17 protein-coding genes and 1 pseudogene are annotated in these 13,744 nt (G+C 60.5%); 14 read left to right on the top strand and 4 right to left on the bottom strand.

Translation table 11 applies throughout. The features are described from left to right. Positions 1-209 precede the first annotated feature (209 nt). The 4 genes from ACOJVX_RS08855 to ACOJVX_RS08840 all read left to right on the top strand — a co-directional run bounded on the left by ACOJVX_RS08855 (position 210) and on the right by ACOJVX_RS08840 (position 3,985). Positions 210-839, top strand: a complete 630-nt coding sequence (locus ACOJVX_RS08855; RefSeq protein ID WP_422647404.1) for a polymorphic toxin-type HINT domain-containing protein — start codon at positions 210-212, stop codon at positions 837-839. A gap of 167 nt (positions 840-1,006) precedes the next feature. Next, a complete protein-coding gene (locus ACOJVX_RS08850) occupies positions 1,007-1,411 on the top strand; it encodes a hypothetical protein (RefSeq protein ID WP_030103810.1) in 405 nt (134 codons plus the stop codon). Positions 1,412-2,222: 811 nt separating this feature from the next. Continuing rightward, positions 2,223-3,500 (top strand): polymorphic toxin-type HINT domain-containing protein, encoded by a 1,278-nt coding sequence (locus ACOJVX_RS08845; RefSeq protein WP_422647403.1) that lies wholly within the window; start codon positions 2,223-2,225, stop codon positions 3,498-3,500. 2 nt (positions 3,501-3,502) lie between these two features. Beyond that, a complete protein-coding gene (locus tag ACOJVX_RS08840) occupies positions 3,503-3,985 on the top strand; it encodes an SMI1/KNR4 family protein (RefSeq protein WP_081715518.1) in 483 nt (160 codons plus the stop codon). Between the two features lie 448 nt (positions 3,986-4,433). Here ACOJVX_RS08840 and ACOJVX_RS08835 read toward each other — a convergent pair whose 3' ends face one another. After that, positions 4,434-4,739: a tyrosine-type recombinase/integrase gene (locus tag ACOJVX_RS08835; RefSeq protein ID WP_081715519.1), complete on the bottom strand. Its 306-nt coding sequence runs from the start codon at positions 4,737-4,739 to the stop codon at positions 4,434-4,436. A 140-nt stretch (positions 4,740-4,879) separates the two neighbouring features. Between ACOJVX_RS08835 and ACOJVX_RS08830 the strand changes: the two genes are divergently transcribed. Beyond that, positions 4,880-5,971 carry a polymorphic toxin-type HINT domain-containing protein gene (locus ACOJVX_RS08830; RefSeq protein WP_422647402.1) on the top strand — a complete coding sequence of 364 codons (1,092 nt, stop codon included), beginning with the start codon at positions 4,880-4,882 and terminating at the stop codon, positions 5,969-5,971. A gap of 2 nt (positions 5,972-5,973) precedes the next feature. Then, complete coding sequence (locus tag ACOJVX_RS08825; protein ID WP_418155938.1) at positions 5,974-6,393, top strand: Imm10 family immunity protein; 420 nt, start codon at positions 5,974-5,976, stop codon at positions 6,391-6,393. Between the two features lie 667 nt (positions 6,394-7,060). Here the strand turns inward: ACOJVX_RS08825 and ACOJVX_RS08820 are convergent. After that, positions 7,061-7,351 carry a hypothetical protein gene (locus ACOJVX_RS08820; protein WP_422647591.1) on the bottom strand — a complete coding sequence of 97 codons (291 nt, stop codon included), beginning with the start codon at positions 7,349-7,351 and terminating at the stop codon, positions 7,061-7,063. 56 nt (positions 7,352-7,407) lie between these two features. Here ACOJVX_RS08820 and ACOJVX_RS08815 point away from each other — a divergent pair, with 56 nt between their 5' ends. The 4 genes from ACOJVX_RS08815 to ACOJVX_RS08800 all read left to right on the top strand — a co-directional run bounded on the left by ACOJVX_RS08815 (position 7,408) and on the right by ACOJVX_RS08800 (position 9,574). Beyond that, entirely contained in the window at positions 7,408-7,944 is a 537-nt protein-coding gene (locus ACOJVX_RS08815) for a polymorphic toxin-type HINT domain-containing protein (RefSeq protein ID WP_422647572.1), read from the top strand. Positions 7,945-7,967: 23 nt separating this feature from the next. Further along, positions 7,968-8,408 (top strand): hypothetical protein, encoded by a 441-nt coding sequence (locus ACOJVX_RS08810; protein ID WP_030103808.1) that lies wholly within the window; start codon positions 7,968-7,970, stop codon positions 8,406-8,408. Positions 8,409-8,539: 131 nt separating this feature from the next. Further along, a complete protein-coding gene (locus ACOJVX_RS08805) occupies positions 8,540-9,031 on the top strand; it encodes a hypothetical protein (protein WP_211237551.1) in 492 nt (163 codons plus the stop codon). A gap of 129 nt (positions 9,032-9,160) precedes the next feature. Further along, on the top strand, positions 9,161-9,574 hold the full coding sequence (locus tag ACOJVX_RS08800; protein ID WP_081715514.1) for a hypothetical protein: 414 nt from the start codon (positions 9,161-9,163) through the stop codon (positions 9,572-9,574). Between the two features lie 156 nt (positions 9,575-9,730). Here ACOJVX_RS08800 and ACOJVX_RS08795 read toward each other — a convergent pair whose 3' ends face one another. Further along, positions 9,731-9,934, bottom strand: coding sequence for a tyrosine-type recombinase/integrase (locus ACOJVX_RS08795; protein WP_269808352.1), 204 nt, complete (start codon positions 9,932-9,934; stop codon positions 9,731-9,733). 172 nt (positions 9,935-10,106) lie between these two features. Between ACOJVX_RS08795 and ACOJVX_RS08790 the strand changes: the two genes are divergently transcribed. From ACOJVX_RS08790 to ACOJVX_RS08775, 4 genes and pseudogenes are all read left to right on the top strand, one after another. Beyond that, complete coding sequence (locus ACOJVX_RS08790) at positions 10,107-10,871, top strand: polymorphic toxin-type HINT domain-containing protein (protein ID WP_418155940.1); 765 nt, start codon at positions 10,107-10,109, stop codon at positions 10,869-10,871. 83 nt (positions 10,872-10,954) lie between these two features. After that, entirely contained in the window at positions 10,955-11,350 is a 396-nt protein-coding gene (locus ACOJVX_RS08785) for a hypothetical protein (protein ID WP_418155941.1), read from the top strand. A 303-nt stretch (positions 11,351-11,653) separates the two neighbouring features. Continuing rightward, positions 11,654-12,187 (top strand): annotated as a pseudogene (locus tag ACOJVX_RS08780) (polymorphic toxin-type HINT domain-containing protein); the annotation flags it as partial. A gap of 11 nt (positions 12,188-12,198) precedes the next feature. Then, complete coding sequence (locus tag ACOJVX_RS08775) at positions 12,199-12,702, top strand: hypothetical protein (protein WP_418155942.1); 504 nt, start codon at positions 12,199-12,201, stop codon at positions 12,700-12,702. Positions 12,703-12,818: 116 nt separating this feature from the next. Here the strand turns inward: ACOJVX_RS08775 and ACOJVX_RS08770 are convergent, their stop codons facing one another. Beyond that, complete coding sequence (locus tag ACOJVX_RS08770) at positions 12,819-13,151, bottom strand: tyrosine-type recombinase/integrase (protein WP_418155943.1); 333 nt, start codon at positions 13,149-13,151, stop codon at positions 12,819-12,821. Between the last annotated feature and the right edge of the window lie 593 nt (positions 13,152-13,744).

The raw sequence follows: 13,744 nt of genomic DNA, 5'->3' as shown, positions 1-13,744 counted from the left end.
AAAACATATTTAATCAGTTCCGCCGCGTGACTAGTACAGCGGACCCCAACTTCTATACCTGCTGGGGTCCGCTACTAGACTAAGCACGACATCGCTTCTATCTTTCGTGTCCAGTCGGTATGTTTCATAGCAGCAGACCGACGGACATCCGTTCGGTGAAAAGTTCTCGCCTCCGATCCGGACACCGGGAAACCGGGCCCCAACGGGTCGTGGCCACCATCACCAGCGAGGGACCCAAGACCCTCGTCGACGTCAGCCACACCCCCAGCCCCGACCAGCTCCCGGGCACCGTCACCGCCACCGACGAACACCCCTTCTGGGTCGACGACCACGGCCACTGGACCCACGCCACCGACCTCACCCGAGGAGACACCCTCCTCACCCCCACCGGCGACCACACCACCATCACCCACGCCCGCACCTACCCCCACCACCACCGCGTCCACAACCTCACCATCAACGCCATCCACACGTACTATGTACTGGCGGGCGACACTCCGGTCCTCGCGCACAATTCCACTCCGTGTGGTCCCGATCTGGATGATCTTTCGCAGAGTGGGGCGCGTCCGGCGAAGGGGAACACGACTCATGCGGGACGCGAATATCAAAAGCATATGAACCGTGGAGATCTTCCCGTGGCTCCAGGGAAGCAGTTGAAGTCTGCCGGTCAGGACCTGTTGGACGACATTCTGACCAATCCGAAAACTGCTACATCTCCTGTAACGTCCGGAAAATTCGCTGGCGGGACGCGGTATATCATGCCGGACCCGGCTGGTGGACGCGGGATCGGAGCAACCTTCGATTCCAATGGCCAGTTCCAGTACTTTGGGCGGTATTAAAAATGTTGGTAATCAACCCGTGGGATGCTCTGGCCCGTAGCGGTGCTGGGCTCGCTGAACTCCGGGAGGCTGCCTCAGGCGAGGCCGTGAGAACTGTTCGCTACGTGGCGCCGCGAGGGGAGGGCTGGCCCGAAGGGCATAGGGAAGATCGTGTTCACGAAGTCGACATGGCCGTTGAGCTGGGTATGGAGAGCGGGGCCGTGCTGGTTCTGTCCTGGGCAATGGATGGCGTCAACGAAGGCATGGCGATTGAATTCAACAGTCCCGGAGAAGTGGGCATCAGTCTGCCCGGGGATCCAATCGACGTGAGTGACCACGTCGATTGGGGGAGGTTCTTGGGTGCGCCGATCGCGAGCATCGGAATCGCTTGGCATATCCCTAACGAGGGATGCCCAAAGATGCCTTGGGCCTACAACTTCGGGTTCCCTGATGGGTCGAACCTAGTCATTGCACTAGGTGAGGCTGAAGGTGCGGGATTCACGTATATGCCCGATGCTCTACTCGTGATCTTCGATAAGAACCTAGCGGCCGCCTACAAGAACCCGGGGAGCGCCACATCTTCGTTCGGGTAGACTGCGTTGGGTGCATGGTTTGATGCTTTTCTAATTCCTGGGCGATGTAATTCCTGAGGAAAGAAGGCTGAGCAAGGGGCCCACCGGAGCGATCTCCGGTGGGCCCCTTCTGCCGTTTGACGGCAACGGTGACGGCAACGTCAGCGGACGACGGCTGCGGTGGGCGGGTCGTCCGGGGCGTCGGTCGGGCCGAGGTTGCTGCCGAGGGTGTCGATGGCCTGACGCTGGAGGCGGAGTCGTACGTGGGCGTAGACGCCGACGTGGGGCGTGGCCGAGGAATTGCTTGATCAGTACGGGTTCGACTCCCCATTCCCGGAGGAGCGTCGTCAAGTGCCGTAGGTCGTGGAAGCGGACGCGCGCCCGAGCCTGACCCTAAAGCAGCGGCAGGTGAGGTCGGCAGGGTCGAGAGGCCAGCCGGTCAGCGTCGCGAGGATGAGCCCGCTCTCGCTCCAGTCCAATCCTGCCGTCCTCTGAACTCCCTGCAGGAATGAAAGCTTCAGCCGGGAGCGGGTACACCCCTCGAAAGCCCGCAGCTGGGTGAGTCAGTGGGCGAGGCCTCCGACTCGGGCGCGCCGGACGAGCGAGCGGCGGATCCGTGACGGCGGCCGGCCCCGATGGTGAAGACGAGGTCTTCCCGAGGGGAGCCGGGTGCGGTGCCGATGGGTTCGTGCTCGGCTCCCAGTCTCGGACTCCATCGAGCCGAGCTAGGCACTCAATCAGCTCGATCAGCTCGCTCCAACACTGGGAGCCTGAGCAGCCGGGCACCTCCCCCGTCACCTTCAGCAACCCTGACGGGCTGCTGTACCGCTGGTTGAACCTCCAGGCCAAGGCCATCGTTGAGCGGTTACGCAGAACAGCGCTTGGCAAGGCCGTCACCACGGTCGTGCGCAGTGTGCTATTGCTCGGCAAGCGCGTCCAGGCACAGCTGCATTCCCCGCGATCCACTCCACAGCGGTCCACACCGCGCGTCTCACGCACCTACAACGGATACACCGCGCAACAGGTCGCTACCACCCACGCCACCCTGGCCGACACCCGCTCCGTCATCGACGTCGTCCTCGACGCAGGAGGAAAGGTCCTGTCCGAGGTCCTCGGCCTGGACGACATCAAGAACTGCTTCACCACAGCCGACATCGTGGCCTGCGGCTGGGTCCTGATCAGCGCGGTGCCCTGGACGAAGCTCGGCAAGATCCCCGACCTCCTCCGCGGCATCAACCGCGCCGTCGACCGCGTCCGGACCTGGCGACGCGAACGCGACGAGGCCACCGCGGTCCTGCGCAGCGCGGGCTGCCGGGTCAACAGCTTCGTCCCCGGCACCCTCGTCCTCCTCGCCGACGGCACCCACACACCCATCGAGGACATCCAACTCGGGGACGAAGTCCTCGCCTCCGACCCGGACACCGGGGAAACCGGGCCCCAACGGGTCGTGGCCACCATCACCAACGAGGGACCCAAGACCCTCGTCGACGTCAGCCACACCCCCAGCCCCGACCAGCTCCCGGGCACCGTCACCGCCACCGACGAACACCCCTTCTGGGTCGACGACCACGGCCGCTGGACCCACGCCACCGACCTCACCCGAGGAGACACCCTCCTCACCCCCACCGGCGACCACACCACCATCACCCACGCCCACACCTACCCCCACCACCACCGCGTCCACAACCTCACCATCAACGCCGTCCACACGTACTATGTACTGGCAGGCGAGACGCCGGTTCTTGTCCACAATTGTGGCGGAGGAGTCACTGGGCACCCGGCGAGCTGTGAATGCGCTGACGGCGGCATACCGAAGGTACGTAATGGCAAACTAGCAGGAGACGTTCATCCTAAAACGAATGTCCCATTCGATGAAAATGGCTTCCCCGATTTCTCAGCGTGGCGCCATCCGGATGTGCCCGACGTACGAATCGAACTTTCCGGAAGCCGTGGAACAGATTTCGCAAGATCTAATCGCGCAGCGGGTCTCAGCGAGACTCCCGACGGATATACGTGGCACCACCACCAAGAGCCGGGGCTTATGCAGTTGATCCAGACAGAAGCTCATAAGAGGACAGCTCACACAGGCGGATTCTCCATAGGAAGGTAGTAATGAACGAGTTGTTTGAGGACGGAGACTACTATATGGGCCCCCCGCTGAGTCATGACATGGTTCTTCGCGCAGAATATTCCTTAGGTCTGCGACTCCCCGAAGGCTACGTGGCAGCCCTGTCAATAAAAAATGGTGGAGTGCTGAAGCGGCGATGTTTCCCTACAGAGTTCGCGACATCGTGGGCTGTCGACCATTTCGAGGTACGCGCACTTCTCGGAGTCGGAGGGACATGGGGGATTGATTCTTCTTCTGGACTGGGGAGCGCAGACTTGATCGCCGAATGGGGCTACCCAGAAATTGGTGTAATCATTTGTGACATGCCTTCAGGTGGACATGACGTTGTAATGCTTGACTACTCCCAGTCCGGCCCGGACGGTGAGCCATCTGTTGCATACGTCGACGAAGACCGTATCCCTCGGACAGTAGCGGGATCATTCGACGAGTTCTTGTCCCGATTGATTCTCTGCAGTTCACCGATTTAGGTCGCGTCTTCTTCGCGGACAAGTTTGAACGTCTTTGCGAGAAGATGAAGGTCCCCTCCACATGACGACGGAGGGGACCTTTTTCGATCGACAAGATCATCAGCGGACACATAAGATAAATGTAGACGCAACTTGCACACAGGTTTGCACAACAAATGCTGACCTATACATCGCCGAACATCTTCGCATGGAAGGACTGCGCAACCAGGGAGTGGATCTGTCTAATAAAATCCCACCTCAGGCAAGAGAATTCTGGATGCAAGACAAAATTTTGAACAACTTAGACTCTGGTAGGAGCAACACAAACTGATTGGGTCTCTGGGAGCAGCGGCCGGAACTGAATCAGTTCGGTTTCGATCACAGCCGAGCGCGTGATGGCATAGGCAGGAGCCCCGCCGATCCCGGCGACGCTCCTGCGTGGTGGCGACGGCAGTAGTTGGCGGCAACGTCAGCGGACGCGACCTACGCAGGACGGTGGTTCATCGCCCCCGGATCGCCGCCGTTTCGGTGTCCTCCTGGCTGCAGAGCGTGGTGCTAAGGGGCCGATGGCGTCACGGCTGGAGGGGCGGAGTCGGACGTGGTCGCAGACGGTGGCAGTGACGCCGATGTGGGCGTGGCCGAGGAGTTCCTTGATAACGACGAGCTCGACGCCGTGTTCCAGGAGCAGGGTGGCGGTGAAGTGCCTGAGGTCGTGGAAAGCGGATGCGTCGGAACCCTGGCCGGATGATGAAGCAGCGCGGGTGAGGTTGGCCAGATCGCGAGGCCGGCCAATCAGCGTAGTGAAAACGAGTGCCTTTCACTCCACAGCGGACCACTCCACAGCGGTCCATACCGCGCGTATCACGCACCTACAACGGACATACCGCACAACAGATCTCGGCGACGCAGTCCACTTTGGCCGGCACCCGCTCCGTCATCGACGTCGTCCTCGACGCAGGAGGAAAGGTCCTGTCCGAGGTCCTCGGCTTGGACGACATCAAGAACTGCTTCACCACAGCCGACATCGTGGCCTGCGGCTGGGTCCTGATCGGGGCCGTGCCCTGGACGAAGCTCGGCAAGATCCCCGACCTCCTCCGCGGCATCAACCGCGCCGTCGACCGCGTCCGGACCTGGCGACGCGAACGCGACGAGGCCACCGCGGTCCTGCGCAGCGCGGGCTGCCGGGTCAACAGCTTCGTCCCCGGCACCCTCGTCCTCCTCGCCGACGGCACCCACACACCCATCGAGGACATCCAACTCGGGGACGAAGTCCTCGCCTCCGACCCGGACACCGGGGAAACCGGGCCCCAACGGGTCGTGGCCACCATCACCAACGAGGGACCCAAGACCCTCGTCGACGTCAGCCACACCCCCAGCCCCGACCAGCTCCCGGGCACCGTCACCGCCACCGACGAACACCCCTTCTGGGTCGACGACCACGGCCGCTGGACCCACGCCACCGACCTCACCCGAGGAGACACCCTCCTCACCCCCACCGGCGACCACACCACCATCACCCACGCCCACACCTACCCCCACCACCACCGCGTCCACAACCTCACCATCAACGCCACCCACACGTACTATGTACTGGCCGGCACCACGCCGGTCCTGGTTCATAACACCGGCGGCAGCGGTCACATGTGCGATATCACGGCGACAGCTCCTGACGGGAGCACGCGTGTCGATGTAAAGCTGGAGAGCGGTGACATGACTCCGGAGGAGACTGCTCTCGGCTATCCCAATAATTCGGCTTTCACGCACACAGAGCACCGGTTCTCACGTATGGCAGGTGCTTCCACAGGGCCGAAGGTCTCACTTCCGGGCGATCCGTTCGCTGGTAAGTACCCGTTGAGCCCTGGTGACGCAGTGGCGATGCGAGGCCAGCTTCCGCCCTGCTCAAGGTGCAAGGGGGCGATGAACCGAATGGTCAGGGAATTGGGAGTGTCAGTTACGTATACATGGGACGGGGCCAAGAGCTCCGGAACATGGAAGGCGAGGGGTTAGGGATGAGGCTGACCGCCACAGAGGTCGGGTTCTTTGAGGACTACAAGGATGAGGAGGCACTTGAGGTAGGCGTCAGCGGGATCGACGACGCTGGCGTTCAACGATCATTCTCGATCCAGCGATCCACCTATGAGCCAGACGAACAGGACGTGCAGTCTGGAATGGACTCCTACAACGTCTCGAACGAGCAGGGATTTACGGTTTACGGCTGCCTGCAGCGCGTGCGGCTTAACGGCGCGATGCTGGACCTGGAGTTCACAACTGAAGACGCGAATATCCTTGAAACCTCAACTGTCGTGGAAGTGGACCTGCGTGATTCGGGAGTTGACGTCACGAACCTGTCCATGAAGCTACGTGAAATATTGGACTGGGGAGCCCCCGAGAAGCGACCAGAACTGATCGGACTGAACGTTTCCGAGTAGCCGTCTGGTGAGTCAATTTTCCGCTATACGCTAACGCTGGCCGTCCGGATCAATGCATATGGGGCCCCCCAGAAGTCATTCCGGGGGCCCCATATGGCGTTTGACGGCAACGTCAACGGGTACGGAGGGCGGGCGGTCGGGATCGCCATTCTGGTCGCCGAGGGCCTCGTCCAGGTGGCGATGGTTTGGCGCTGGAGGCGAAGTCGTACGTGGGTCCTCGCGAGTTTGCCGGGAGGGCCTCGTGCCGTTTGGCTACACCGCGGACGGCATTGTCAGCGGTGCCTGCCGCAACGGGTGGGTCGTCCTGGGCGTCGTCTATGAGCCGAGGACGTCCTTCAGGGTATCGACGGCTTGGAGTTGGAGTCAGAGTCGTAGGTGGACGTACCGGCGGCAGTGACCGACGATGTTGGCATCGCTCACAAGCTCCTTGAAGACGAGGTCGAGGCCCTGCTTCAGTAGCAGGGTCGCGGCCGAATGCCGTAGGTCATGGAAACGGACGCGCCAAACTCCGGACCGGGTTGAGGAAGCAGCGCGGGTGAGGTCGACCAGATCGGAAGGTCCGCCGGTCAAGGTGGCGAGGACGAGGCTCGGTCACTCTAGTCCAACCTTGCTCTCCGGGAAATGAGTCATCCCCCCGGAGCCACGAGATTCGAGCACTGCACCCGTATCAACACTTCGCGGACGACGCGACATGGATCGTGTCATCTTCCGAGTGCGGACCTGGCGGCGCGAACGCGAGGAGGCCACCGCGCTGCTCCGCAACGCCGGCTGCCGGGTCAACAGCTTCGTCCCCGGCACCCTCGTCCTCCTCGCCGACGGCACCCGCACACCCATCGAGGACATCCAACTCGGGGACGAAGTCCTCGTCTCCGACCCGGACACCGGGGAAATCGGACCCCAACGGGTCGTGGCCACCATCACCAACGAGGGACCCAAGACCCTCGTCGACGTCAGCCACACCCCGAGCCCCGACCAGCTCCCGGGCACCGTCACCGCCACCGACGAACACCCCTTCTGGTCGACGACCACGGCCACTGGACCCACGCCACCGACCTCACCCGAGGAGACACCCTCCTCACCCCCACCGGCGACCACACCACCATCACCCACGCCCACACCTACCCCCACCACCACCGCGTCCACAACCTCACCATCAACGCCACCCACACGTACTATGTACTGGCGGGACAGACACCTGTCCTGGTTCACAACAGCGGAGGATGCCTTCCCGTTCTCAGGGACTGGAGCAGCCAGCGGTTCCAGTTCGGAAATCAGTCTGTCTTGTTAGACAAGAAAGGAATGGAGCACATCCTTACTCGTCACCACTCGGATCACTGGGATGGATCAATAAAGAACACTCAAACCTTCTTCGATTCAAACATGAGCGTTGATGACATCCGAGACGCCATCGGCCAGGTAATGAGACAGAACCGCGATACACTAATTCAGCGAGGCAGCCAAGGAATGTATCAGATTCGCGGAAACGCCAACGGGGTCGATTACGTAGTCGGCCTAAATAAAGGCCGAGTGGGCCAGTTCTATCCGGAATAAAATATCACCGAAGGACCTGAGACATGGTTGAGATCGAGACGTTCCTAAGGGGCGCGGACGGCGGATTTGTTCGAGTCGACGCATGTGACATCCCGCCACCCGACCTTGACTACATCGAAGGCGCCATTCGGCTGTCCGTTGATGGATTGGAAATCATCGGCACTGAAGAGTGGGACTACGTTGACCAGCTTTGGTGCTATATCGCCGCCATGGTGACAAGCGTACAGTCATCGGGTTACGCGGAGACGTATTTTCCGGATCAGCCGATCAAGCTGTCCCTGCGGGCCGCAGGTTCCCGCGTCTTGGTGACCGTAGTAACTGGACAAGAAACGAGGACAGCGAGCACTTCACTTCTCGACTTTCTGGAGGCCGTCAAAGAGGCTGGGATGATTTTCTTCCGGACGATGTCCAAGTTTGTCCCGGCTAACACGTATGTCGAGGCGCAGCAGGACCTGTCAGTTTGACCAAGCCAGTGGCCCCGCCGAGGATCCCCTTCGACTCACATGGCCAATTTGTTTTCTCCAACGGAAAAAATACATTACACCCGATGTCGACGGACACAACACAACAAACGGCTGGAAGGTGATCAACTCCGATGGAAAATGAAAAGGAACCTATGACTCGGAGCTCAATCGAATCGAAGATTGATTTATTTTCAATCGAGATACTGGAACAGGATGATAACTCAGATAATTGGGGAACTATGGGGCAAATCAGGGTAGGCAAAGACTTTTGCGAAAGATTCTCGATCAACTTAAGCTTTTGGTCACCCAAGGACTACCGTCTAAGCTGGACGAACGCCCTCAGAAACATCGACAAATCCTCTACGTCCACTTCCTGTCTTATCGCCTCGATCACCGATCCGGAAAACAGCAACTTTGTCTCCTGTTGGCCGATGTATCGATATGGAGACGTGGTCTACGTCCAAAATTCACTTATTTTTCTAGACCAGCTCAGTGAGCCTTTCAACCCGGAGCACCCATGGAATCACATCCAACCCCATCAGGAAGTAAGCGATGACGGGACCAGAATTTCCCAGTGGACTACTAGCATCTCCGCCGTGCGAGAGTTTCGCAGAGATTATTAGGACGATTAAGCGAACAAGCTCACGGGTGACACACTTGGTACCATGCACCTCAAACCACAAATTGGGCAGCGAGGTTCGACGACGGTGTTCTAACTGCGGACCAATCACTTCACGACCCTCGCCGAACCGATGACTCACGATACCGAAAACTTTCACGACGCGTTCTCTAGCTTTGTCAGAAAGTCCGGTCGGTGGCGTGACGTCGAACCGGAGGCACTTTTTTCGCAATGGAGGACGTTCGTCGAGGAGTGCGAACAGGGCTATCGGGGTGATGCCGAAGACTACTTCAATGATCTGACATCGAGGGATTGCCTGGCAAATGCATTGAATTCTGCGGAACTGCAAAAATTTCCCGAGCTTGCACTACTAAGCGCAGAAGTGGAAGCCGTGGACTCAAGATTCCGTGCACTTCTATTTCCTGATGCGTTCCCAAGAATGCCCGAGGAAGTCTGGTGGGCGCGCGGAGTGGTGAAATTTGCAGGTAGGCGCCTGGTGGAGGACTTGAGGCGCGAATATCGCGTTGAGCCGGAGCTAGTCGAATAGTTGTTGAAGGTTCGCGCAAGCAAGGAGAAGCCCCGTCAGGTGCGTTCTGACGGGGCTTCTTGCGTCATCAGACGGCGATAGTTTACGGCAACGGCAACGAACGGGGGCCGCACAGGGGCGGTTTAACACCGTTGGAGCGCACCCCTCAGTGGTCTCCTAGCTGCCGCGTGCGGTCCCGAGGGTGTTGATGGCGTCATGCTGGAGGCGGAGTCGGACATCAGTGTAGACGGTGGCGGTGACGCCGATGTTGGTGTGGCCCACCAGCTCCTTGGGAACGAGGCCAACGCCCTGTCCCAGAAGCAGGGTCGCGGCCGAATGCCGTAGGTCATGGAAACGGACGCGCCAAACTCCGGACCGGATTGAGGAAGCAGTGCGGGTGAGGTCGACCAGATCGGAAGGTCCGCCGGTCAGCGTGGCGAGGCCGAGGCTCGGTCACTCTAGTCCAATCCTGCTCTCCGGGAAATGAGTCATCCCCCCGGATCCACGAGATTCGAACACTGCACCCGTATCAACACTTCACGGACGACGCGACATGGATCGTGCCATCTTCCGGGTGCGGACCTGGCGACGCGAACGCGACGAGGCCACCGCGCTGCTCCGCAACGCCGGCTGCCGGGCCAACAGCTCCGTCCCCGGCACCCTCGTCCTCCTCGCCGACGGCACCCACAAACCCATCGAGGACAACCAACTCGGAGACGAAGTCCTCGCCTCCGACCCGGACACCGGGGAAATCGGACCCCAACGGATCGTGGCCACCACCACCAACGAGGGACCCAAGACCCTCGTCGACGTCAGCCACACCCCCAGCCCCGACCAGCTCCCCGGCACCGTCACCGCCACCGACGAACACCCCTTCTGGGTCGACGACCACGGCCGCTGGACCCACGCCACCGACCTCACCCGAGGAGACACCCTCCTCACCCCCACCGGCGACCACACCACCATCACCCACGCCCACACCTACCCCCACCACCACCGCGCCCACAACCTCACCATCAACACCATCAACACCATCCACACGTACTATGTACTGGCCGGGGCAACTCCGGTCCTGGTGCACAATGCCACTCCCGAGGAGAACTGCGACCTAACATTAGGGGCTGGGCCAAACGCCCCGGAGGGAGTTGCCTTCGTTGACGGGAACATAGATGTGAGTGGGGGCCGGGAGCTGATCGAAAAATCCGGACAGGCCCATGGTTGTCATACCTGTTCTTTCAGATCTCCGAACACCCCTAATGGTCGGTGGATACCCGACCACCAGCCACCGAGTAGCCTAGTTCCACCCGGCAGCCCATAAACGGCTTACCCCCACTGCCAGCAGTGCGCCCGCATACAAGGCGGGGTCGTACCACAGCTAAGGAAGGCAAGGAGCAACAAATCATGGTAAAGGAAGCGCCGATAGCTTCATTCATGGCATACATTGAACACGGTTGCCTGATCCTACAAGACGTGGCGAGCGAGGGAGATCTATCAGATTGGAATCCGAACGAAGCGAGTTGGTACCAGGACGAAAGCTCCATAATCTTCAGCGTTATGCCCAGCGTCGTCAATCCCGTCTCCTGCGAAGTGTGGAGATCCACGCCACCCACGACACTCCCTCTAACTCTTTTCGAGACTGAACTTCCTTGCCCACACGGCATGCTAGTAGTGCACGATCCGAACGAACACGCCAAGGTCGCGTTCTACGAAGAGAACAAAGTCACACACTGCTCCGTGCGAGTCGATGACGCACAGAACGCGTCTTACGTTCAGGTAATAATAACCCGAAAGACTTAGAAAACCGCGATTATGGACGCATGGTTTCCGGGGGGGCGCCATCTCCCCCGGAACTCACGTTCGAACACGTCCCGCCCGAGCACGACACGGCGTACGAAGGCCTGGAATTGGCCCGCATATGGGAGAGCACCGATTGAGGTACGCTGGATCGAGCGGCGGGTATTGGCAGCCCCGAGGGTGAGAACGAAATCTCTGCAGCAAGTACATGATTTTCGACCACCGGCAGTGCACGAGTAACGTCTCACTCGCTCCTACCCCTAAAAGGCGTCAACCACTGCCGGGCACCGTCACCGACGAACACCTTTTTGGATCGACAACCGCAGCCACTGGACCCACGCCACCGACCTCACCCGAGGAGACACCCTCCTCACCCCCACCGGCGACCACACCACCACCACCCACGCCCACACCTACCCCCACCACCACCGCGTCCACAACCTCACCATCAACGCCACCCACACGTACTATGTGCTGGCAGGCACCACACCGGTCCTGGTTCACAACGACAACTGCCCTAATTGGGCAGCCAACAGCGTGAACACGTGGGGGTCATACCTTCAAGACTCATGGCGCTGGAGTGAAGAACACGAAGAAGCTGACAGATCGCGCTCGTACCACCGGGGATCAGCAAGGCCAGTGGCTGGATATCGATGCTGCGGCAGAGTTCTTGAAGGGACTCCATGTCGAAGGTGCCGGGCCCAGATCGGTGCGGATTCCGGAAGGCACGGGGTAGGTGATTATGCCGGACGGGAGCATTGCGAAAGCGCGAGCAGCTACCATCGTCCCGAGTCCAAATGGGCTGTACAAACGGGATTTCCAATCATTGGCCCGAACTAGGAGCTGGAGAGATGAGCTTCTCTGTGTCGTTCAATCCGGCCGTGCCGTCTGGCACTCTGTCTCCTTCAACGAGCCTGGAACCGGGTGCCGATTACGAAACCCTCGTCCTGGAGGCGTGCAGCGCCCTCTCTGATGCTGGAGGCGGCAGATTTCACATCGGCGGGTTCGGAAGTGATAAGTGGCCGCTCGATGTGGCGTATGACTTGTCTGCCCTCATGGAGCAACTGCCGTCGCTTCTGGCAGGCGTGCGCGAACGACGCGAAGTTGAGGTGAATCTCTACTCGCAAGGTATCGAGAGAACTTTGACCTTCCGCCCAAGCGGGGATCTCGTGATGATTCGCTGTGATTCGCGGACAAATTGGGTTCCAAACCCGGAGCGGGAGAATATTGCACTGGATGAGCTAGTCGCGATGCTCTCGAAATTAGCCGAGGACTTCGCCGGGGGGTTGAAGGCACTCAATTCCAAACTGTCGGAGGTCGCGCCATTCGAGCGTTGGTTGAAGGGCGAGGTGTAGCCTCGCAGCCCGATCCCGCAACCCTCGCGCTGGATGGCGATAGCAAAGTTGAAGCCCCGTCAGGTGTGTCCTGGCGGGGCTTCTGCATGGGGTGACGGCAGGAGTTGACGACAACGTCAGCCGACGAGGACTCCGCACAGCGGCGGGTCGTTGCCGTCGCCGCGGGTCGGGTCGTCGCCAGCAGGACTGGCGAGCGCGGTGCTGAGGGTGTCGATGGCGTCGGGCTGGAGGCGGAGTCGGACGTGGGCGTAGAGGGTGGCGGTGACGCCGATGTAGGCGTGACCCAACAGCTCCTTGATCACGACGAGGTCGATGCCTTGTTCCAGGAGCAGGGTGGCGGTCGAGTGGCGGAGGTCGTGGAAGCGGATGTGTCGGAGCCCGGCCCGGTTGAGGAAGCTGCGGAAGCGGCGGGTGGGGTTGGCCGGGTCGAGAGGTCGTCCGATCGGCATGGTGAAGACGAGGCCCTGTCACTCCAGTCCAGTTCTGCCGTCCTCCATGCTCTTCATGGGAATGGCAGCATCCGGTCGAGAACACGATACGACGACGCACGAAGGCCAGAGGTTTGGGTTGGCAGGTGGGCGAGGCCGCCGGTTCGAGTGCGCTGAAGCGAACGGCGCATGGTGACAGCCCGAGGTCTTTCCCAACGGGAGCAAGGACTTCGCTCGACATCAACACCACAGTAAAGCTCGACCACCCCCAACACCCACCAAAAGGTGTCCACCACCGCCAGGGCACCGCAACCTTCACACGAACACCCCTTCTGGGTCGACGACCACGGCCACTGGACCCACGCCACCGACCTCACCCGAGGAAACACCCTTTTCACCCCCACCCGGCGACCACACCACCATCACCCACGCCCACACCTACCCCCACCACCACCGCGTCCACAACCTCACCATCAACGCCACCCACACGTACGATGTACTGGCAGGCGAGACGCCGGTCCTCGTCCACAATTCCGGAGGAGCGTGCAAGGAAGTAACCCTGCCCAGGTTTGACAGTTTCGAACAAGCCCGCAACCAAGCGCTTGATCTGTTGG

This window comes from Actinoalloteichus caeruleus (assembly GCF_049311605.1).
GTDB lineage: Bacteria > Actinomycetota > Actinomycetes > Mycobacteriales > Pseudonocardiaceae > Actinoalloteichus_B > Actinoalloteichus_B caeruleus.
This window is presented reverse-complemented; position numbering and strand designations above follow the sequence as displayed.